Annotated in this window: 22 protein-coding genes; 7 read left to right on the forward strand and 15 right to left on the reverse strand. The window is 60.9% G+C overall.

From position 1 onward, the window contains the following. Positions 1–303 precede the first annotated feature (303 nt). Positions 304–633 carry a hypothetical protein gene (locus J3P97_RS16930; protein WP_305500244.1) on the forward strand — a complete coding sequence of 110 codons (330 nt, stop codon included), beginning with the start codon at positions 304–306 and terminating at the stop codon, positions 631–633. 56 nt (positions 634–689) lie between these two features. On the opposite strand, the gene glsB is transcribed toward J3P97_RS16930, so the two are convergent. Beyond that, a complete protein-coding gene (gene glsB / locus J3P97_RS16935; RefSeq protein WP_434573347.1) occupies positions 690–1,598 on the reverse strand; it encodes a glutaminase B in 909 nt (302 codons plus the stop codon). 202 nt (positions 1,599–1,800) lie between these two features. On the opposite strand from glsB, the gene J3P97_RS16940 reads away from it, so the two are divergent. Continuing rightward, entirely contained in the window at positions 1,801–1,995 is a 195-nt protein-coding gene (locus tag J3P97_RS16940; protein ID WP_434573346.1) for a hypothetical protein, read from the forward strand. Positions 1,996–2,001: 6 nt separating this feature from the next. On the opposite strand, the gene J3P97_RS16945 is transcribed toward J3P97_RS16940, so the two are convergent. The 12 genes from J3P97_RS16945 to J3P97_RS17000 form a co-directional block, all read right to left on the reverse strand. Then, complete coding sequence (locus J3P97_RS16945) at positions 2,002–3,021, reverse strand: hypothetical protein (RefSeq protein WP_434672333.1); 1,020 nt, start codon at positions 3,019–3,021, stop codon at positions 2,002–2,004. 231 nt (positions 3,022–3,252) lie between these two features. Beyond that, the gene (locus J3P97_RS16950; RefSeq protein WP_434672334.1) at positions 3,253–4,659 is read right to left on the reverse strand and encodes a saccharopine dehydrogenase C-terminal domain-containing protein; all 1,407 of its coding nucleotides are present in this window, start codon (positions 4,657–4,659) and stop codon (positions 3,253–3,255) included. Positions 4,660–4,760: 101 nt separating this feature from the next. Then, positions 4,761–5,570, reverse strand: coding sequence for a DUF3618 domain-containing protein (locus tag J3P97_RS16955; RefSeq protein ID WP_434672335.1), 810 nt, complete (start codon positions 5,568–5,570; stop codon positions 4,761–4,763). Next, entirely contained in the window at positions 5,567–5,998 is a 432-nt protein-coding gene (locus J3P97_RS16960) for a phage holin family protein (protein WP_434672336.1), read from the reverse strand. Before J3P97_RS16960 ends, J3P97_RS16955 begins: the two co-directional genes overlap by 4 nt. Beyond that, entirely contained in the window at positions 5,998–6,663 is a 666-nt protein-coding gene (locus J3P97_RS16965; protein WP_434630093.1) for a hypothetical protein, read from the reverse strand. Before J3P97_RS16965 ends, J3P97_RS16960 begins: the two co-directional genes overlap by 1 nt. A 351-nt stretch (positions 6,664–7,014) precedes the next feature. Then, a complete protein-coding gene (locus tag J3P97_RS16970; protein WP_434573337.1) occupies positions 7,015–7,515 on the reverse strand; it encodes a ferritin-like domain-containing protein in 501 nt (166 codons plus the stop codon). Between the two features lie 126 nt (positions 7,516–7,641). After that, positions 7,642–8,571 carry a ZIP family metal transporter gene (locus J3P97_RS16975; protein WP_434573336.1) on the reverse strand — a complete coding sequence of 310 codons (930 nt, stop codon included), beginning with the start codon at positions 8,569–8,571 and terminating at the stop codon, positions 7,642–7,644. Positions 8,572–8,678: 107 nt separating this feature from the next. Continuing rightward, positions 8,679–9,560, reverse strand: coding sequence for a manganese catalase family protein (locus tag J3P97_RS16980; RefSeq protein WP_434557679.1), 882 nt, complete (start codon positions 9,558–9,560; stop codon positions 8,679–8,681). Between the two features lie 260 nt (positions 9,561–9,820). Next, entirely contained in the window at positions 9,821–10,198 is a 378-nt protein-coding gene (locus J3P97_RS16985) for a general stress protein (RefSeq protein WP_039589227.1), read from the reverse strand. A 509-nt stretch (positions 10,199–10,707) separates the two neighbouring features. Further along, positions 10,708–10,956, reverse strand: coding sequence for a metallothionein (locus J3P97_RS16990; protein ID WP_434601205.1), 249 nt, complete (start codon positions 10,954–10,956; stop codon positions 10,708–10,710). A 26-nt stretch (positions 10,957–10,982) separates the two neighbouring features. After that, positions 10,983–11,252: a hypothetical protein gene (locus tag J3P97_RS16995; protein ID WP_434573334.1), complete on the reverse strand. Its 270-nt coding sequence runs from the start codon at positions 11,250–11,252 to the stop codon at positions 10,983–10,985. Between the two features lie 72 nt (positions 11,253–11,324). Beyond that, the gene (locus J3P97_RS17000) at positions 11,325–11,834 is read right to left on the reverse strand and encodes a ferritin-like domain-containing protein (RefSeq protein ID WP_305500226.1); all 510 of its coding nucleotides are present in this window, start codon (positions 11,832–11,834) and stop codon (positions 11,325–11,327) included. Positions 11,835–12,014: 180 nt separating this feature from the next. Here J3P97_RS17000 and J3P97_RS17005 point away from each other — a divergent pair, with 180 nt between their 5' ends. After that, complete coding sequence (locus tag J3P97_RS17005; RefSeq protein ID WP_434656962.1) at positions 12,015–12,842, forward strand: NAD-dependent protein deacetylase; 828 nt, start codon at positions 12,015–12,017, stop codon at positions 12,840–12,842. 117 nt (positions 12,843–12,959) lie between these two features. On the opposite strand, the gene J3P97_RS17010 is transcribed toward J3P97_RS17005, so the two are convergent. Continuing rightward, the gene (locus J3P97_RS17010) at positions 12,960–13,862 is read right to left on the reverse strand and encodes a LysR substrate-binding domain-containing protein (RefSeq protein WP_434672337.1); all 903 of its coding nucleotides are present in this window, start codon (positions 13,860–13,862) and stop codon (positions 12,960–12,962) included. A gap of 168 nt (positions 13,863–14,030) precedes the next feature. On the opposite strand from J3P97_RS17010, the gene J3P97_RS17015 reads away from it, so the two are divergent. The 3 genes from J3P97_RS17015 to J3P97_RS17025 are packed head-to-tail and all read left to right on the forward strand — an operon-like array spanning position 14,031 to position 16,623. Continuing rightward, positions 14,031–14,729: a CoA transferase subunit A gene (locus J3P97_RS17015; RefSeq protein WP_434672338.1), complete on the forward strand. Its 699-nt coding sequence runs from the start codon at positions 14,031–14,033 to the stop codon at positions 14,727–14,729. A 35-nt stretch (positions 14,730–14,764) separates the two neighbouring features. Next, on the forward strand, positions 14,765–15,430 hold the full coding sequence (locus J3P97_RS17020) for a CoA transferase subunit B (protein WP_003180355.1): 666 nt from the start codon (positions 14,765–14,767) through the stop codon (positions 15,428–15,430). A gap of 11 nt (positions 15,431–15,441) precedes the next feature. Beyond that, positions 15,442–16,623 carry an acetyl-CoA C-acetyltransferase gene (locus tag J3P97_RS17025; RefSeq protein ID WP_434672339.1) on the forward strand — a complete coding sequence of 394 codons (1,182 nt, stop codon included), beginning with the start codon at positions 15,442–15,444 and terminating at the stop codon, positions 16,621–16,623. A gap of 462 nt (positions 16,624–17,085) precedes the next feature. Here J3P97_RS17025 and J3P97_RS17030 read toward each other — a convergent pair whose 3' ends face one another. Next, positions 17,086–17,799 (reverse strand): FadR/GntR family transcriptional regulator, encoded by a 714-nt coding sequence (locus J3P97_RS17030; RefSeq protein WP_434601210.1) that lies wholly within the window; start codon positions 17,797–17,799, stop codon positions 17,086–17,088. A 328-nt stretch (positions 17,800–18,127) separates the two neighbouring features. On the opposite strand from J3P97_RS17030, the gene J3P97_RS17035 reads away from it, so the two are divergent. Further along, a complete protein-coding gene (locus tag J3P97_RS17035) occupies positions 18,128–19,474 on the forward strand; it encodes an MFS transporter (RefSeq protein ID WP_434672340.1) in 1,347 nt (448 codons plus the stop codon). Positions 19,475–19,484 lie beyond the last annotated feature (10 nt).

A 19,484-nucleotide genomic window follows, 5' to 3' on the forward strand; every position in this document is an offset into this window, starting at 1 on the left:
AAGGTGCTGACCTGGCAAGACCGTCCGGTAACAAGGACGAGAAACGCTGGCGATCAATCCTCATGACGCATGGGCTCGACTGTCAAAAGTCGACACTGACCTGAAGATTCTTCGCTGTTTCTCATCGTTGTAGCGCATTTGCGTAGCAGCCCTTCGATAACACTACACAACCGATGCACGACCCCGTCGGATTCGACGGACGAGCGCTGACGACCTGTTTTCGGTAGCAGGCAGGCAATTTACCGAACAGCGAAGTTTTGCGAACCACCAGACAGATCAACCAAATGGTCAAGGGGCTTACACATGAATCTGAATAATCAACCATCTATTGATGAACTGGCTCGCATGTTCGCAGCACACAAGGACACCCTGGATAGCCATATCCTGTGGATCAGCAAGACTGGCCAGGTCCATATGGACTGCCTCTCGCCTTTCACCCAGGAAGAAGAATTCGAGAAAAGCCAGGAAGACCTTTGTGCCCGGCTGAAGATGTACCGTCGCGGCCAAGGCTACGTCGGCAAGAAAGCCGCCGCTGACAAGGACTTCATGGGCCGCGTGCTGCAAACGCTGACCCAGGCCTGGCAGTCGGTGCAGAACTCTGCCGAGGTCCGGGTCATCGACCGCCTCTGCTGACATTCCACAACACAAAGGGCCCGCTCCTGCGTCAGGAGCGGGCCCTTTTTTGGCTTCTAGAAAACCGACCAGCCGATCCGTTGGCTGAGCAGTTCCAGCGCGGCCATGCCGGCCAGGGAGTTGCCGGCGGTATTGAGTTCCGGCGACCAGACGCAGACGCTGAACTGCCCGGGCACCACGGCCACAATGCCGCCGCCCACGCCGCTCTTGCCAGGCAGGCCGACGCGATAGGCGAAGTTGCCGGCCTCATCGTACAAACCGCTGGTGGCCATGATGGAGTTGACTTGCTGGGTCTGGCGAGCGCTGAGGATCTGCTCACCGCTGTGCTTGCAGAAACCATCGTTGGCCAGGAAGCAGAACGCCCGAGCCAGGTCGATGCAGTTCATTCGCAGCGCGCAATGGCTGAAATAGCTGCGCAACACCGCTTCCACGTCGTTATGGAAATTGCCGAAGGACTGCATCAGATAAGCCATCGCTGCGTTGCGGGCGCGGTGCTGGTATTCCGACTCGGCAACCTTGCCGTCTACCATCACCTGGGGATTGCCCGACAACCGTCGGACGAAATCGCGCATCGACAACGCCGGGGCGGCGAAGCGTGACTGGTTGATATCGCAAATCACCAAGGCACCGGCGTTGATGAACGGATTACGCGGCCGGCCGCGCTCGAATTCCAGTTGCACCAGGGAATTGAAGGGCTGGCCAGACGGCTCATGGCCCAAGCGCTCCCAGATGGCTTCGCCGGAATGCTCGATGGCCTGCACCAGGCTGAAAACCTTGGAAATACTCTGCACCGAGAACGGCGTCTCGGCATCGCCCGCGCAATAGATCTCGCCATCGTTGCTGTACACGGCAATGCCGAGTTGATTGGCCGCCACGGTGCCGAGGGCAGGAATATAGTCGGCCACCTTGCCCTGACCAATCAGGGGGCGAACCGCATCGAGGATCTCGTTCAACAGTGCTTGCATGTGCGCAGGGGTCCGGTCATTCCCCGTTCGAGTGCGGGGATACAGACGCTAGACGCTGGTGGGTGGGGTCAGAGCACACTGAGTTGCCCGAAAAAAACCGTGGCCAGGAGCAAGCTCCCTCGCCACAAAAGCAATGATGCGTGGGCGCTTGTGGTGAAATCCTGCGGTCTATAGTCAAGAATCAACCCGCAGGAGGTAACCGATGCGCCAGATTATGCAAAAGGAACCCTGGTGGGCCGCGCCGCCCCGGCCTGGGCAGGATGAAAGTGAATTGGAATGGGGCTGGCTGGTGGTCTACAGCGAAGGCGAGCCGCGTTTCGAGTTCATCAAGGAGCGTCCCACGGACGAACAGATCCGTCAGCGCAAAGGCTGCCGGGTCACACTCGGGTCCGAGTGACCGCGCTCATGGTTCGATGACAGGCAGGAACACCGGTCGGTTGCTCAGGTCTGCCGCCACCAGGCTATCGTCGATTTGCCCAGCCAGGTAGTACACCGCCGCCATGACGCCGCTGAGGGGATGCTTGAGCGATTTGAACCACGCTTCGTCGAACGCCGCGCTCAGGCTTTTACGGATCTGCGCTTCCATTTCCGGCCGTTCGCCCTCATGGATGATTGCCCGGATGCCCGCCACGCCTACCGAAATCAGCGCCCCTGCCGCCTTCCCGGCGACAGCCGCCGCCGCACCGGTCGCTCCTCGCGTGGCGAACTGCGCCTCGATTTTTTCACTGGTACGTTGCGCCACCGTGGCAATCACGGCGTCCGACGGACCGGAACCGGTGTCGGCGGCTTTGTCGACATGATCGATCAGCGCCGCATAGGCCGGCAGTGTATTGAGCGGTTCGGTGTGGACCATTTCGTACAACGTTGCGTTGCGCGTCGCTGGCGGTCCCAGGTTGATGGCCGTAATTGCGTGCAGGCGCCGGTTCATCAGTTCGGGCGGGATTCGGTGCCGTTGCGCAATGACCTGGACCTGTTGGTTGAGCAGGCGCAGGTAATACCCCGTCGCGTTGGCCCGGATCGCCTCGGGATCGATTTCCACCGCCACCGGTTCCAGCACCTGCTCGCGATATTGTTCCTGCAGGTAACCCGCCAGGCGCCTGGACGACGAGTCCGCCTCGCCCTTGGCGCTTGCCGAATACCAACTGACCTTCACGGCCAGCCACTCCTGGGTCCAGTAGCTGCTGAACCAAGGGATGAATGCAGCCTCGGTGCGCTCGTAGACCAGCACTCGCCAATGTTCCATCGATCCGCGCGCATAGAGTTCGGCTTGCTCGGTGGCGCTTTTCGACGCGGCGATGATCTGCCGGTCCGCCTGCCGCCAGGTGTCCGGCGCAATCACCACCGGGGCGACCTGTTGGCCGCGCTGCGACGTGGCGCACCCCGCCAGAACGAACATCACGGCCAGCATCAGCGAACGCCGCACGATTGCGCCACCTTGGAATCCTGTCATCCACGGAGCTGAGTATAGATCCATGGAAACAGAACCAGGCGGAACACCCAAAAACCGTGGCGAGGGAGCTTGCTCCCGCTGGGGCGCGTAGCGGCCCCTCGACCAGGCGATCCAATGAGTCGAATTGACCGGGTCGCCTGCATTAGGGTTGCTGCGCAACCCAGCGGGAGCAAGCTCCCTCGCCACGAATCGCGGTCGTGTCAGTTAAAACCGGGTGAAATGCTCGAATTGCCAGCTATCCGCAGCGCCGTCCTCGGACGGTTTATGCGAAGTGCCACTCGGCGTCCAGTCGGTGCGCTGCCCAACCAAAGTGCCGAGGTAGGGCCTGGCGACCTCCAGCACCCGCTCATGATCCAGCTGTTCCGGCTCGACGATGCCACGATCCGGATGCTCAACCGCCCAGACGATGCCAGACAGCACGCCTGCCGCCACCTGCAGGGTGGTGGCACTGTTGAAAGGCACCAGCGCGCGAGCTTCGTCAATGCTCAGCACCGAGCCAAACCAGTAGGCATTCAGCTCATGCCCCATGAACAACACCCCCAGCGCATCTGCCCCGCCGCTGTCGATTTCGCCGTTGAGGATGCGCTGCCGGGCTTGGGTTTGCCAGCCGCGACCAATCAGCTCGTGGACCGAGAGCAAGGCGTCATTGCAGGGGTGATAGGCGTAATGCAGGGTCGGTCGATAGATCAGTCGACGCTGGTCTTTCACGGTAAGCAGGTCGGCTGTGGAAGCGGTTTCATGATGGGTGATCATCAGCCCCAGGCATGGCCCGCCCAACGGCGTCCAGGTCTTGACCGGCACGCTGGCGCTCGGGCGTGCCAGGTAGATCGCATTGCGACTGCCAAAGCGATGGCGCCGGGCAGACGCTGGCCAGGTTCGCTCATGGCTGCCCCATGCCAGCTCCGCCGGTTGGCTGCCTTCACTGATGAAGCCCTCCACCGACCAGGTGTTGACGAACTCATCGTCCTCCTTGGGTTTCCGGGAACGCTGGGTATCACGCTCGGCAAAATGAATCACCTTGATCCCCAATTCCATGCATAACCGTGCCCAATCGACACCGGCGCGGCGCTGAGGTATGGGATGCTCCAACTGCACCGCCAGCTCCACCAGGCCGGCCTTCAGCAAGTGAGTGATCAAGCCCGGATTGGCCCCGTGAGCGACCACCGCCGTCGGCCCTCCGGCCAATTTCTTGCGCAGGCTCAGGACCTGATAACGCAGCGCGTAATTGGTGCGATGGGAAAAATCCAGGTGCGGATCGTCATATCCGCCGGCCCACGGTTCGACACAGGTATCCAAGTATAGGGCGCCCTTGGCGCAGGCATATTCGATAATGGCCAGGGAGCTGACTTCCACCGAAAGATTGACGATGAAGTCACCGGGCTTGACCCAGCGATCCAACGTCTGCGCAAAGGTTTGCTCGGTCAATGCCTTGCGGACAAAACGGATCCCGCGATCCTTGAACCAGAGGTTCTGGTCGATCACCGGCGCGATCACGGTGATTTGCCTGACCTCGATATGGTCCTGCCCCAGTACCAATGGCAACGTGGCCCGGGCGATGGAGCCGAAGCCGATGAAGACCAGGTGGCCGCTGAACGCAACCTGATGGTTCATGTGCCGCCCCCTTGACGGTGTACCGTGCATGGAAATAACCAAGGCTGCCGTGAATCCCGAATGATACGGCGCGGGCCACCCCGCGCCGTATCATTGCCCGTTTACGAGGTACCCAGGCCGCCAGACAGATCCGCGCCGGAATGCGCATGCCCGGTGGCCGGCGCAGCGCTTGGCTCGTCACGGTGCTCGGTGGTCTTGCTCACCGTATCGCGGACCGTTTCGTAGCCGTCGCGGGCCTTTTGCTTGGCCTTGTCGGCCAGGCCCGCACTGGTCTTGCCCATTACCCGCTGTTCGGTCGACGTGCTGGGTAGGGCTGCTCCGAGCATGGCGCCCAAGGCGATACCCGCTGCCGCCATCATCAGCGGTTGCTTCTTGAGCAGGCGGCTGAACTGATCGCCCAGATCCTGGGAACCGTGGGCCAGGCGGTCGCCTGTCTGCGTGGCGCTATGCCGTGCATTACGGGCGCTCGCCCCCAGGCCATCAGCCAGATGCGACGCCTTGTCCTTGAGCTGATGAAACCCTTCGCGCAAGGAGTTGGTGGTGTCATGCAGATGACCGCGGGCGCTGTCCAGGCCACCGGACAGCCCCTCGCTCCAGCCATTGGCGTCCTGGTCGGGGCCAACGCGATAACCGACCCGGGGCGGGTGGTTCTGGCCGAGCATCAGCCAGCACAAGCCGACCGTAGTCAGCACGGTTGGCACCGGATTGTTGCGCACCGTCGTGCCCAGGTTGCCGAAAAATTCGGCGCCATTGCCTTTCACCATGCCCAAGGCCTGATCAAGCATCTGCCCCGGCGTGAACTTGCTGCCCAAGGCATCGACGATGTGGCTGATATGGGCGCGCTGTTCGTCGATCTCGCGCTCGATGGTCTCCGGGCTCTTCTCCGCTTCAGTCTTCAATTCATCCTTCATGAGGCTTTCCTCCGCAGGGCTTCCTGGTCTTTGTGCATGGCATCGAGCGTTCGGTCAGGCTTGAAATGGGAAGGCTCGAATTGCTTCTTGCCGGACTGGACCATGACAAAACCGATGATCATCACCACCACGCCGACAATCAGTGCGGCCAGCCAGGGCGCCATCATCGTGCTCAGGCCATACACCACTGCCATCAGGAGGATGATGAAGCCGGCCATCAGCACCATGGCGCCGCCGGCGACCCCGGCGATACCTGCCTTCAGGGTGTTGAGGCTCGCCTGGAATTCAGCCTTGGCCAGCGCCAGCTCCTTGGTAAAGAGCGACGGGACTTCATGGGTCAGTTGCCGCAGCAAGCCCATGACCGAGGCATCGTTTTCGGGCGTCGAGGCGCCGGCGGAACGCTGGATATCCGGGTCTGGTCGATTCATCACAATTCTCCTCTGGTATTGGCCGAGCCCGGCAGCGAGCCGGTGGCGGAATCACTGGGATGGTCCTGAACGCTGGGTGAAGTCGGGGTTACGCCGGTGGCGAGGCCGCTGCTGGTCCCTGCCCCCGGACCGATAGGATCAGGCACGGGGTCAAAGGGTTGGGCGTCGAAGGGCTGGGCGCCGAAACCTTCGGCGGCTGGATCCGACTCCGTGGAGGCAGGGCTTTGCACTTCGGTGGTGATCGGCGAGGTGCCGGCCTTGAGGAAACGCGAAAGCCCGAACCCCACCGCAATACTGCCGGCGAGGAACAGGCCGGGGTTATCCCGCGCCAGGCGAGAGCCATCGTGCAGCAGCTCTTCAGCGCTCTTGTTGCGCAGTTTGCTGGCCAGGCCGCTCATGCTGTCGGCCATGTCCGCCAGATAATGCGACAAGCCAAGGGTGTCGTTGGCTTCAAGCTCGGACATCGCGGACTTCGCGCCACGCGCCAGTGCATCGATCTGGTCCGCCGCGGTATCGCGGTACTGGCCGAAATGCGCATCGGCCTTTTCGCGGGCGCTGCCGATGGCTTCGTTAACGTCCTCCTTGATGTGGTTCAGGGATTCTTCAGGTCGTCCCTGGTTTGCGTTACCGCTTTGTCGCTCGGTGTTGTTGTCCGGGATAGTCATGTCTGTCCATCGCCTCCGTGATGAAAAACTCAACATCAGGCAAGCGCCGAAACGTTGCCTGGATAAGTGCCTCTCAGAACAAGTGACGGGACGCGCGGGAGCGTAGTTCCAACGAGTTTTATTGTCAGACGCTGTGCGGTCGTTGGGGGCGTTTGGCTGGGTTTCGCTTAAAAAAAGGCATTGGGGATGAACTCCAATGCCCGATTCAACACTGCACCCGTGGCGAGGGAGCTTGCTCCCGCTGGGTTGCGCAGCGGCCCTGAAAACTCCTGCGTCTATACAAAAACCTGGGCCTGCTGCGCAGTCCAGCGGGAGCAAGCTCCCTCGCCACGATAGCTCGTCAGTTCGGCCTCAGGTTTCCATCGTCGCCGCCTGGTTGCCGCCCTGCTCGGCGATTTTCGAAAGTTTCTCGTCGGTGGCTTTCTCTTCCTTGAGCGTCGCCAGCAACAAACCGACCACTTCATCGCCCAGGTTCAAGTGCTTGGCCATGGCGATCAGCGTGCCGTAGCTGGCGATTTCGTAGTGCTCGATCTTCTGCTGGGCACCGATCAGCCCTGCATCGAGCACTGCGCCTTTTTCGATTTCGTCGATCAGCTCCTTGGACTCCTCCACCAGCCCTTCCATGGCAATGCATTTCATGCGCTTGAGCTTGATACCCGCCACTTCGACAAGGGTGTCGATGCGTTCGATCTGGCCTTGGGTTTCTTCAAGGTGATCGTTGAAGGCTTGCGCCAGCAAGGGATTGGTGGTGGCTCGGGCCATGCGTGGCAAGGCACGAGTGATCTGCTTTTCGGCGCTGTAGACATCGGACAGTTCGTGAATGAACAGGTCCGTCACGGTTTTTCTGGCCATCTCGGCATCCTCCTTCGGGTTGAAGTGGTGAAGCGCCGCTTCACCTGTCATCAACACTGACCCGGAGCAAAATGCGGATGTTCAAGAAAATCCGTGCACGCCTGGACAGAGGGTTCCGGGTGCGCTTTAACCCAGCGCGGTATCGAGGAACATCATCACCGCAAAGCCCATCATCAGGCCCAGGGTCGCGGGTGTCTCGTGACCGTTGCGATGGGTTTCCGGAATGACTTCATGGGACACCACGAAGATCATCGCCCCCGCCGCCAGCCCGAGGCTGATGGGGTAAGCCACGGCCACGCCCGAGGACATGCCCAGGCCGATCACCGCGCCCAGCGGTTCCATCAATCCCGAACCGACCGCGATAAGCGCGGCCCGCAGGGTGCTGATCCCGGTCACACGCAGCGCCATGGCAATGGCCAGGCCTTCGGGGATGTCCTGGATCGCGATAGCGGTGGTCAGGGGCAGGCCGACCTTGAGGTCGCCATTGGCAAAGCTGACGCCGATGGCCATGCCCTCCGGCAGGTTGTGCAGGGTGATCGCGAGGACAAACAACCACACCCGGTTGATGCGCTTGGCCTCGGGACCGCGGCGCCCACTCAGCTCATGTTCGTGGGGCACGAAGCGGTCGAGCCCGACCATCAGCGCGACGCCCAGCGCCAGGCCGATAACGACCACCAAGGCAGCAAGCAACTGGTTGCCGCAAATGATCTGCGCAGCCTCGATCCCCGGCAATATCAGCGAAAACGAGCTGGCCGCGAGCATCATCCCGGCAGCGAAACCGAGCATGATGTCCTGGGTCCGCGACGAGATATCGCGTAGCACCACCGCCATCATCGCCCCCAGCGCGGTAGCGGCAAAACCGGATATCCCACCCAATGCCGCATAGCCGAGGTGTTGGCGATCGGCCCCCACCAGGGCGTTGTAGCCGCTATACAGCAGCAGTACGGCGACCAGTGCCAATCCCAGCCAGAAGCTCACGCCCAGCAGCAGGTTGTTTTGCACAGGATCAAGCCAGGTACGCCAGGGCGATCGGATCCGGGAGGTGGGCTGGTCCATCAAAGGTCCTTGTTGATTTGGCCGTGCAATACCCGACCGCCGAGCGCATTGGCAGAACGATCAGGCGGAATTTTCGGGCGGGGGGGCAAGGCCCCCTCGCCAACTTCTTACAGTTTGTCACCTTGCATCCCCGAACCCAAGTCGGCGCCCGTGGTGGGATTGCTTTCAGGATTGGACATCGTCCGCGCCTTCATGTCCATCAACAGTGCCTCGTCCTTTTCACTCAACTGCACGCTGGCCAGGCCATCGCCGCCATCGACCGCTGGCGTCGGGTTCTCGACGTACTCCCAATCGTCGCCCTGGTTCCATGGGCCGCGCACGGTAGGTTCACCCTGGGACATGTTGAAATACACGTTGGTGAATTCCGGCATGCCTGGCAGCTTACCTTGCGGGAAGTTGGGCTGGATGGAATGCAGGGCTTTTTCGAACGACAGCTGGTGGGCGATTTCCCGGGTCATCAAGAAACCCAGGGCTTCTTTCACACCAGGATCGTCAGTGACGTTCATCAGCCGCTCGTAAACGATTTTCGCCCGGGCCTCGGCGGCGATGTTCGAACGCATGTCCGCCGTCGGTTCGCCGATCGTATCGATGTAGGCGGCGGTCCATGGCACACCGGCCGAGTTGGTCAACGGGGAGCCGGCGCCATACAGCACACTGGTGATGTGCGAGTCATTGCCGGCCCCGTTGATTTCCCGGTACAGCTGGCCCTCCTGCTCGACGCCTTCAGCCATCTTGCCCTTGGCACCCTTGTTCAGCATGACGATGATCGAACCGATCACCTCCAGATGGCTGAGCTCTTCGGTGGCAATGTCCATCAGCAGGTCCTTGCGGCCCGGATCATCTTCGGACAAGGCCTGGGTGAAATAGCGCGACGCCGCCGCCAACTCGCCCTGGGCGCCGCCAAACTGTTCAAGCAACAGATTGGCCAGTCCTGGATTGGGCTCAGCGACACGCACGGTATATTGCAGTCGTTTGTTATGTACGAACATGGTAGAACTCCTCGATCAGGACACTCATGAGAACACTGCCGGCGGCAGGCCCATGAAAGTCAGAAGAAGTTAAACGGATAAGATTTGTTTTTTATTCAAGGCAGAAGACGAATGGTAGTTTCAATCAACAGAAACTCATCCACGTCTTAATATAAGTGAACAAACGGAGCCGGGCATGACATGACCGACGCTATTTAAATCGATAGTGGCCGGAACAGACCCCATGCCAACGGCATGGGGCCTGCAGAGACCACGGGACATTACGATTTGCGACCGCCACCGTGGCTGTTTTCACCGCCTTTCTTACCGGCTTCAGAAGCTTTTTCCCGGTCGTTGGCAAAGTTGCCACCCGACGCCTGGCCACCTTTGCGGCCCGCTTCAGAAGCCCGTTCAGGGTCATTGGCAAAGTTGCCACCCGAGGCTTGACCACCTTTGCGGCCGGCCTCTGCGGCACGTTCCGGATCGTTGGCAAAATTGCCACCCGACATATGGCCACCCTTACGGCCGGCCTCGGCTGCGCGTTCCGGATCGTTGGCGAAGTTGCCACCCGATGCCTGGCCGCCTTTCTTGCCGGCTTCCGATGCTTTCTCACGATCGTTAGCGAAATTGCCAGGGTTGTTATTGCCTGTATTTGCCATTTCATTCACCTCGTTAGTTGCTATTTGCGAACCCCGTTGGCTCGTACTTATTCGGAAAACCTGAACCGTTCAAGGTTTGAAGAAAGTTCTTCAAACGGCGACGAACGGTCATCGTCTTATTTATACACCGCTGCGCTTGGTATGTATTGAAACTGGCTATCAAACAAGCGGCGATCGATTAACAACAGCAACTACCAAACAATGTAGGAGCGAGCCTGCTCGCGAAAGCGGTAGAAAGTTCAACATTCATATCGAATGATAAATAGCATTCGCGAGCAGGCTCGCTCCCACAGGGCGTACTCAAAGCCTAAAAAACAGTGCGTGTCTTTCCACGCTGTCCGCCAAGGGCCGGATGGCGCCAGCACCCCATTGCACCGGTCTCGTCACCCAGGCCGCGCGCCGTTCCAGGAAGCCAAAACTCGCGAGCTGCCGGTGTTGTCTTGCACCACCGCACTGACCGGCTTGCGGTGTCCGGGCACCCTGTCGCCGATGCCCGGATAAAGCGATGTTCAGGGTGAAATCGGGTCGCTGGCCGGAAACGTTTCCTCCAGCGCTTCATCCAGTTGGTTATTGGTAATGTCCCGCTCGCCGACCTTGCCACTTTGTTCGCAATGACAATCCGCCGCCGGACATGGCTCGCCATTCGGGTGTTGTTCTGCGCAGGCCTGGCTGCAATAGGCCTCGCCGTCATGATTGAACACCCGCTCGGGATCTACCTGGCAATGGCAGCCGGGGCAGCCACACTGCAGTTCGCTCATGTTTGTCCTCCTGGGGTCCGCTGTCGTCAGGATCCCACCAGTAATTGAACTTCAAGGTTGGCCGCCGCGACCCCGTGCTTCGCTACATACACTTCGTCGGTCCAGCCTTTGGTCAGGTTGCGATAAGTCTGCGTGCCAAGGGCCGCTCCGCTGTTCCATTCAATGACATCGCCAATGTCGACATCATTGGCGGGCCCAAGCTCAAGTACCGTATGGCCGTCTTCTTCCGCCACATAGACGCCCACCCTGGCACTCTGTCGATTGATGGCCCTAACCTCACCGGTGGTCTGCTTCATACCTGTCCTCTTTGCGGTTGATGGCAGGTTTGGCGCGGCCGAACCGTGCCGGGCCGCGCCTCGCATTGCACCTCAGCGCTTGGCTTCGGTATGCGGATTGGCCGAACGCTCAAGGAACGCCTGGGTGATTTCCGGCAGATGATCGCGCAGCCATTCAGCCATGGCGATTTCCTGCGGCAGAATCTGCTCGCAGGCCTTTTGCGTTTCCACATCGCCGGCCACTTTCGCCGCTTCGATCAGCACCGTGTACGAAGCAATTTCCAGGTTCTCGAAGACGTAGCCACTCATGGCGCCCTTGACCACTTCGTCGCTCATCGCCATGCCACCCATGGCTTGACCGAACGCCATCAGCTTGCCGGCCATGTCCTTGAGCATCGACGGGCTACCGCCCAGGCGCTGGATGCATTGTTCCACCAGCTTCTGCTGGCCGAGCGTCTCTTCGATGTGCTGTTCGATCCGCGCCTTGAGCACCGGGTAGTGCTCCAGCCGCTCGGCCTGGGCCTTGAGCATTTTCTCCGCTTGCTGTTCCATGGCATGAGCGTCGTTGAGCCAATCCAGCAGGTTCTCTTTAGGGGTTGCCATTTACCTTCTCCTTAATCAGTGTTCGTCGACGCACCGCAGTGCGAGAGCGCTGAAATACCGCACATAAGGTGGATGTCGCGCGCGTCGGGAAAGTTTGAACAATCACCTTCGGCGGGCGACGAAAGGCGCTTGGCGAAGCCGATGCTACCCTCAAGGAATCCAGGCCAGCGGAGTACACCCATGCCCGACGATCTACACCGTGACCCCGTCGAACAATTGCAGGAATACCTGACCGGGCGGCGCTTCCTGGTGCTGACCGGAGCGGGCATCAGCACGCCGTCCGGCATACCCGATTACCGGGACAGCGACGGCGTGCGACGGGGCAGGCAACCGATGATGTACCAGGAATTCCTCGCCAGGCCAGAAGCGCGACGGCGCTACTGGGCGCGAGCGATGCTGGGCTGGCCACGCTTGCGCCAGGCACGGCCGAACCAGGCCCATGAGGCCTTGGCGGCGTTGCAGGGGCAGGCGCGCATCAGCGGCTTGATCACCCAGAATGTCGACGCCTTGCATGACCGGGCCGGGAGCCGCGATGTCATCGAGTTGCACGGCAGCCTGCATCGGGTGCTGTGCCTGGACTGCGGCCAGCCGAGCGAGCGGCAGCAGATCCAGTTGTTGATGGAGGACCAGAACCCGTACCTGGCCGGTGTCGATGCGGTGCAAGCGCCCGACGGCGATACCTTGCTGGACCCGGCCTTCGAGGCCCGCTTTCAAATCCCCCGTTGCCCGCATTGCGATGGCGAACGCTTGAAACCCGACGTGGTGTTCTTTGGTGAAAACGTCGCCGCCGCTACCGCGACTCGCGCCACCGAGGCAGTCGGGCAGGCGGATGGATTGCTGGTGGTGGGTTCATCGCTGATGGCGTATTCGGCCTTTCGCCTATGTCGGGCGATCAAGGATCAGGGCAAGCCGCTGCTTGCGATCAACCGCGGCAAGACCCGCGCCGATGAGCTGTTGGATCTGAAGGTTGAAGTGGCTTGCGAAGACTTGTTGCCATTGCTGATCTAAAGACCACGGTGCGCTCTGTGGGAGCGAGCCTGCTCGCGAATGAGGGCGGATCAGTTGCATGATGTTGACTGAAACGTCGCTATTCGCGAGCAGGCTCGCTCCCACAGGGGACTGCGCTCATTTCGATATCATCTGCGCGCCCATATCCTGATCCCTGAGCGTATCGAACATCGCCTGCGCCGCCGCCGACAATTCATGACCCGGCTTGGTCAGCACGCCGATAGCCCGCTCTATTACCGGATCGCTGAGGGTGATGCAGCGAGCGCCCAGCTCGTGCATCTGGCCGACACACAGGGCCGGTACGGCGCTCACGCCCAGGCCGCTGGCAACCATCCGCCCGACTGTCGCCAACTGATGACTTTCAAACTCGACCGGCAATTTCATGCCGCGAGCGTGCAGATGCTCTTCGAGCATCACCCGTACCGTCGAGGGTCGTTGCAAGGTGATGAACGGCTGCTCCAGCAGCATTTGCCAACGGATCTCGCCGAGCTTGGCCAACGCCGAATCCAGCGGCACCACCGCGACGAAGCGATCGAGGTACAACGGCGTGAACGCCAGCGATGAACTTTGCATCGGCTCGAACGCAACGCCCAGTTCCACGTGACGATCACGGACCATTTCCAGCACCTGCTCGTTGATCACGTCGTTGACCGTGACGTTGACATTCGGGAACCGGGCGCGGAAGGTCTTGAGGATCGGCGGCAGCAGGTTTCCGGCAAACGAGGGCATCGCCGCCAGCGTCACGCGACCGCGCTGCAAGGTGAAGCGCTGGCGCATTTCATCCTCGGCGTTTTCCCAGTCGGCCACCAGGCGGCGTGCCAATGGCAGCAGTGATTCACCTTCGGGCGTCAACGCTACGTTACGGGTGTTACGACTGAACAGGCGACCGCCGAGCCCTTCCTCCAGGGCCTTGATCGTCAGGCTCAGGGCCGATTGGGACAGATGCAGCCGCTCGCCGGCGACGGCGAAGCTCAGGCTCTGGGCCACGGCGAGGAAGGCGCGGATTTGCTTGAGGGTCATGGTCGCTGCGCTCCCAGCGGCAAGCAATGAGTTTCCAAGCTGCAAGTGAAGGGCAGCAACTATTGAGTTTTATCAATCAATCCCACGTAAAAATCAACTTAACAAATATATGACTTGGCGCAACACTGCATTTCATTGCGACCCCACTCAAGAATAAAAGAGGTGTCTATGGCAGGTTTCGACAAACGCGTGAGCTCCTATGAGGAAGCGCTTGAGGGCTTGAAGGACGGCATGACTGTCATTGCCGGCGGCTTCGGCCTGTGTGGTATCCCGGAAAACCTGATCGCCGAGATCAAGCGCAAGGGCACCCGCGATCTCACCGTGGTTTCCAACAACTGCGGCGTCGACGGTTTCGGCCTCGGCGTGCTGCTGGAAGACCGGCAGATCCGCAAGGTAGTCGCCTCCTACGTGGGCGAAAACGCCCTGTTCGAGCAGCAACTGTTGAGTGGCGAAATCGAAGTCGCGCTCACCCCCCAAGGCACCCTCGCGGAAAAAATGCGTGCGGGTGGCGCTGGCATCCCGGCCTTCTTCACCGCCACTGGCGTCGGCACGCCAGTGGCCGAAGGCAAGGAAGTGCGTGAGTTCCATGGCCGCCAGTACCTGATGGAAGAATCCATCACCGGTGACTTCGCCATCGTCAAAGGCTGGAAGGCCGACCATTTCGGTAATGTGGTCTATCGCCATACCGCGCAGAACTTCAATCCGCTGGCCGCCACGGCGGGCAAGATCACGGTGGTCGAAGTCGAGGAAATCGTCGAGCCCGGCGAGTTGGACCCGGCGCACATCCATACGCCCGGCATCTACGTCGACCGGGTCATTTGCGGCACGTTCGAAAAGCGCATCGAACAGCGCACCGTGCGTAAGTGATCCCCTGCCCCCGGCCCGAATGAAGGAATAACACCATGGCACTTTCCCGCGAACAAATGGCTCAGCGCGTCGCCCGCGAAATGCAGGACGGCTACTACGTGAACCTCGGCATCGGCATCCCGACCCTGGTCGCCAACTACATTCCCGAAGGCATGGAAGTCATGCTGCAATCGGAAAACGGCTTGCTCGGCATGGGCGCGTTCCCCACCGAAGCCGAAGTCGATGCGGACATGATCAACGCCGGCAAACAGACGGTCACCGCGCGCATCGGCGCTTCGATCTTTTCTTCGGCCGAATCCTTCGCCATGATCCGTGGCGGCCACATCGACCTGACCGTACTCGGCGCGTTCGAAGTCGACGTCGAGGGCAACATCGCGTCGTGGATGATTCCCGGCAAGCTGGTCAAGGGCATGGGTGGCGCGATGGACCTGGTGGCCGGTGCCGAGAACATCATCGTCACCATGACCCATGCGTCCAAGGACGGTGAGTCGAAACTGCTGCCGCGCTGCAGCCTGCCGCTGACCGGCGCCGGTTGCATCAAGCGCGTACTGACTGACCTCGCCTATCTGGAAATCCAGGACGGCGCCTTTATTCTCAAGGAACGTGCCCCAGGCGTCAGCGTCGAGGAAATCGTCGCCAAGACCGCCGGTAAGCTGATCGTGCCGGACCACGTACCTGAAATGCAGTTCGCTGCCCAGTGAGGAGAGATTCGATGCAAGAAGTCGTGATTGTCGCCGCTACCCGTACCGCCATCGGCAGCTTCCAGGGTTCGCTGGCGGCCATTCCCGCGCCGGAACTTGGCGCCGCGGTGATCCGTCGCTTGCTGGAACAGACCGGTCTTTCCGGCGAGCAGGTCGATGAAGTGATCCTCGGCCAGGTATTGACTGCTGGTTCCGGACAGAACCCGGCGCGCCAGGCGTCGATCCTCGCCGGCCTGCCCCATGCCGTACCAGCACTGACCCTGAACAAGGTCTGCGGCTCGGGTCTCAAGGCGCTGCACCTGGGCGCCCAGGCGATTCGCTGCGGCGATGCCGAAGTCATCATCGCCGGCGGCATGGAGAACATGAGCCTGGCCCCGTACGTGTTGCCAGCGGCCCGCACCGGTTTGCGCATGGGGCACGCGAAGATGATCGACAGCATGATCACCGATGGCCTGTGGGACGCGTTCAACGATTACCACATGGGCATCACCGCCGAGAACCTGGTGGACAAATACGGCATCAGCCGCGAGGCGCAGGATGCTTTCGCCGCGGCGTCCCAACAGAAAGCCGTCGCCGCCATCGAAGGTGGGCGTTTCGGCGATGAGATCACGCCGATCCTGATTCCCCAGCGCAAGGGCGATCCGGTGGCCTTTGCTACTGACGAACAGCCCCGCGCCGGTACTACCGCTGAATCCTTGGGCAAGCTCAAGCCGGCGTTCAAGAAAGACGGCAGCGTCACTGCGGGCAATGCGTCCTCGCTCAACGACGGCGCCGCCGCCGTGATCTTGATGAGCGCGGAAAAAGCCAAGGCGCTGGGCTTGCCGGTACTGGCAAAGATCAGTGCCTACGCCAACGCCGGTGTCGACCCGGCCATCATGGGCATCGGCCCGGTCTCGGCCACCCGTCGCTGCCTGGACAAGGCCGGCTGGTCGCTGGATCAACTTGACCTGATCGAAGCCAACGAAGCCTTCGCCGCCCAATCCCTGGCTGTCGCCAAGGAACTGCAATGGGACATGGACAAGGTCAACGTCAACGGCGGCGCCATTGCCCTGGGCCATCCGATCGGGGCATCGGGTTGCCGGGTGCTGGTGACGCTGTTGCATGAAATGATCAAGCGCGACGCCAGGAAAGGCCTCGCGACACTGTGCATCGGCGGCGGTCAGGGCGTGGCTCTCGCACTGGAGCGGGCGTAACCGGCAACAGGCAAAACGGTGGCTGCGCGGACCCACGATATCCGCGTGACCACTGGCAGCAGACCGGCGCAACTTTGGTTGCGCCGGTTTTTTTTTGCCTGCACCGGCCCCGTGGCGAGGGAGCTTGCTCCCGCTCGACTGCGCAGCAGTCGCAAAACCGGCTGACGCGATCAGACTGCGGGAATGCAAGGGGCCTGCTGCGCAGGCCAGCGGGAGCAAGCTCCCTCGCCACGGGGGATTCGCCATGGCGCCGAATTCGGCAGCGCCTGCGATCGAATGTGGGAGCGAGCCTGCTCGCGAAGGCGGTGGGTCAGTTTGCATCGATGCTGAATGTGCCGGCCTCTTCGCGAGCGGGCTCGCTCCCACACAGGTTCTGTGGCAGCTGCGGAACTCGATAACACCCAAGATCCATGTGGGAGCGAGCCTGCTCGCGAAGGCGACAAACCAGGCGACGCGGATCTTTCAGGTCCCTGCGCCAAACCGGTCGCGGCTGTTGGTCAGGTGCAGCCACATGGCGGCGCGGGCGGCGTCGGGGTCCTGGCGCTTGATGGCGTTGAAAATCGCCTCGTGCTCCAGGTTCGCAAACTGCGCCAGCTTGCCCAGGTCCGCCTGGCCGCGTTCGGCCATGTTCACCCGGGTGCGGGGGATCATCGCGCTGCCCAGGTGCTGCATGATTTCGACAAAACAGCTGTTATCCGTGGCTTCGGAAATCAGCAAATGAAAACGCCGGTCAGCCTCGACGCAGCTGTCGTTGTTGTTGAGCAAGCGCTGGTAGTCATCCAGCGCCTGACGCATCTGCTGCAATTGCTCCTCACTGCGGCGCTGGGCCGCCAGCGCCGCAGCCTGGGTTTCCAGGCCCAGGCGCAATTCGAGAATCCCGCGCACGCCCGCTGCAGTATCGACGTTGAGCCTCAGCCCCTGCTCTCCCGTCTGCTGCAGCACAAAAGTACCGATGCCATGGCGAGTCTCCACCAACCCCGAGGCCTGCAATTTGGAGATCGCCTCGCGCACCACCGTGCGGCTGACCCCATGCTCGCGCACGAAAGCACCCTCCGACGGCAATTTCTCTCCGGGCTTCAACTGCCCCAGCAGGATGCTCTGGCTCAACTTCGCCACCAGGTCATGGGCCAGGTTGTGGGTGCGCTTGCGCAGAGGCGTTTGAGTGTCTTGCTGCATGTGCCACGGGTTCCTTGAAAACAGGCTCGTCGATCCTACCATCCGCCGCGTCGGAGTTGTTTGTCGATGCAAGCCAACTTGTATGACAACAGACTGTAGCCTACTGGTTTAATCCTCAAAGCTCACCAGGCATTTGGCAGCTTAATGCCAGGACCACCCCGCCAAAAACCTTACCAACGCCAACAAACCCAGCATAAAAAAGACCCAGCACCAATCCAATCGTGCTCAAAAACTGCTTGTCAGACAAAAAAATCAACTTGTATGATGTCTATCAACATCGGCACCTGCACGATGCCCCGCATAAAAATAAACAGTGGGAGAAAATCCAGTGAACTCATCCAGCCTCAAGGCAGATGCCGGCGCGGATCCGGTGCTGTCCTCGGCCATATCCAAGGTCAAGCGCCACATCCTGCCGCTGTTCGTCATCATGTTCATCGTCAACTACATCGACCGTGTGAACATCGGCTTCGTCCGTTCCCATATGGAGCACGACCTGGGCATCGGCGCAGCCGCCTATGGTTTTGGCGCCGGCCTGTTCTTCATCGGCTACGCGCTGTTCGAAGTCCCGTCCAACATCCTCCTGCAACGCATCGGCGCCCGTATCTGGCTGACCCGCATCATGCTCACCTGGGGCCTGGTGGCGGCAGGCATGGCCTTCATCCAGAACGAAACCCACTTCTACATCCTGCGTTTCCTGCTGGGTGTGGCAGAAGCCGGTTTCTTTCCCGGCGTGATCTACTACTTCACGCGGTGGCTGCCCGGCGTCGAGCGCGGCAAGGCCATCGCGATTTTCCTCAGCGGCTCGGCGATCGCTTCGCTGATATCCGGCCCGCTGTCGGGGCTGCTTTTGCAGATCAACGGCCTGGGCATGCACGGCTGGCAGTGGATGTACTTCATCGAGGGGATGTTTTCGGTCTGCCTCTGTGTGTTCGTCTGGTTCTGGCTGGACTCCAAGCCTCACGACGCCAAGTGGCTCAGTCGCGACGAGCAGGATGCGCTGGTCAATGCCATCGACGATGAACAGGCGGCCCGTGAAGCGGCGACGCCGATCAAACTGTCGATCGGCCAATTGCTCAAGGACCGCCAGATCATCCTGTTCTGCCTGATCTATTTCTTTATCCAACTGACTATCTACGCGGCGACCTTCTGGCTGCCGAGCATTATCAAAAAGATGGGCGAGCTCAGCGACCTTCAGGTCGGCCTGTTCAATTCGATTCCCTGGCTGCTGTCGATCGTCGGCATGTACGCCTTCGCCTCGCTGTCGGCCAAATGGAAGTTCCAGCAGGCCTGGGTTGCCGCTGCCCTGTTGATCGCTGCGGCAGGCATGTTCATGTCCACCACTGGCGGGCCGATCTTCGCCTTCGTTGCGATCTGCTTCGCCGCCCTGGGTTTCAAGTCCGCCTCTTCGCTGTTCTGGCCGATCCCCCAGGCCTACCTGGACGCACGGATCGCCGCCGGCGTCATCGCACTGATCAACTCGGTGGGCAACCTCGGCGGATTCGTCGCCCCGACTACTTTCGGCCTGCTTGAGCAGCACACCGGCTCGATCCAGGGCGGGCTCTATGGCCTGGCGGCCACATCGATCATTGCCGCGATTATCGTGTTCGCCGCGCGCAATACGCCCAAACCGAAAACCATCAAGCCTTCCACCGACCCGGCTACCAGTCACGCCTGACCACAACAAT

Origin of the sequence: Pseudomonas sp. R1-15, from assembly GCF_051132085.1 — a bacterium.
Taxonomy (GTDB): domain Bacteria; phylum Pseudomonadota; class Gammaproteobacteria; order Pseudomonadales; family Pseudomonadaceae; genus Aquipseudomonas.

Excerpts from the sequence above, each read along its gene's own strand:
- J3P97_RS16930 (WP_305500244.1), top strand. The coding sequence starts at position 304 with ATGAATCTGAATAATCAACCATCTATTGATGAACTGGCTCGCATGTTC.
- glsB (WP_434573347.1), bottom strand. The coding sequence starts at position 1,598 with ATGCAAGCACTGTTGAACGAGATCCTCGATGCGGTTCGCCCCCTGATT.
- J3P97_RS16940 (WP_434573346.1), top strand. The coding sequence starts at position 1,801 with ATGCGCCAGATTATGCAAAAGGAACCCTGGTGGGCCGCGCCGCCCCGG.
- J3P97_RS16950 (WP_434672334.1), bottom strand. The coding sequence starts at position 4,659 with ATGAACCATCAGGTTGCGTTCAGCGGCCACCTGGTCTTCATCGGCTTC.
- J3P97_RS16955 (WP_434672335.1), bottom strand. The coding sequence starts at position 5,570 with ATGAAGGATGAATTGAAGACTGAAGCGGAGAAGAGCCCGGAGACCATC.
- J3P97_RS16960 (WP_434672336.1), bottom strand. The coding sequence starts at position 5,998 with ATGAATCGACCAGACCCGGATATCCAGCGTTCCGCCGGCGCCTCGACG.
- J3P97_RS16965 (WP_434630093.1), bottom strand. The coding sequence starts at position 6,663 with ATGACTATCCCGGACAACAACACCGAGCGACAAAGCGGTAACGCAAAC.
- J3P97_RS16970 (WP_434573337.1), bottom strand. The coding sequence starts at position 7,515 with ATGGCCAGAAAAACCGTGACGGACCTGTTCATTCACGAACTGTCCGAT.
- J3P97_RS16975 (WP_434573336.1), bottom strand. The coding sequence starts at position 8,571 with ATGGACCAGCCCACCTCCCGGATCCGATCGCCCTGGCGTACCTGGCTT.
- J3P97_RS16980 (WP_434557679.1), bottom strand. The coding sequence starts at position 9,560 with ATGTTCGTACATAACAAACGACTGCAATATACCGTGCGTGTCGCTGAG.
- J3P97_RS16985 (WP_039589227.1), bottom strand. The coding sequence starts at position 10,198 with ATGGCAAATACAGGCAATAACAACCCTGGCAATTTCGCTAACGATCGT.
- J3P97_RS16990 (WP_434601205.1), bottom strand. The coding sequence starts at position 10,956 with ATGAGCGAACTGCAGTGTGGCTGCCCCGGCTGCCATTGCCAGGTAGAT.
- J3P97_RS16995 (WP_434573334.1), bottom strand. The coding sequence starts at position 11,252 with ATGAAGCAGACCACCGGTGAGGTTAGGGCCATCAATCGACAGAGTGCC.
- J3P97_RS17000 (WP_305500226.1), bottom strand. The coding sequence starts at position 11,834 with ATGGCAACCCCTAAAGAGAACCTGCTGGATTGGCTCAACGACGCTCAT.
- J3P97_RS17005 (WP_434656962.1), top strand. The coding sequence starts at position 12,015 with ATGCCCGACGATCTACACCGTGACCCCGTCGAACAATTGCAGGAATAC.
- J3P97_RS17010 (WP_434672337.1), bottom strand. The coding sequence starts at position 13,862 with ATGACCCTCAAGCAAATCCGCGCCTTCCTCGCCGTGGCCCAGAGCCTG.
- J3P97_RS17015 (WP_434672338.1), top strand. The coding sequence starts at position 14,031 with ATGGCAGGTTTCGACAAACGCGTGAGCTCCTATGAGGAAGCGCTTGAG.
- J3P97_RS17020 (WP_003180355.1), top strand. The coding sequence starts at position 14,765 with ATGGCACTTTCCCGCGAACAAATGGCTCAGCGCGTCGCCCGCGAAATG.
- J3P97_RS17025 (WP_434672339.1), top strand. The coding sequence starts at position 15,442 with ATGCAAGAAGTCGTGATTGTCGCCGCTACCCGTACCGCCATCGGCAGC.
- J3P97_RS17030 (WP_434601210.1), bottom strand. The coding sequence starts at position 17,799 with ATGCAGCAAGACACTCAAACGCCTCTGCGCAAGCGCACCCACAACCTG.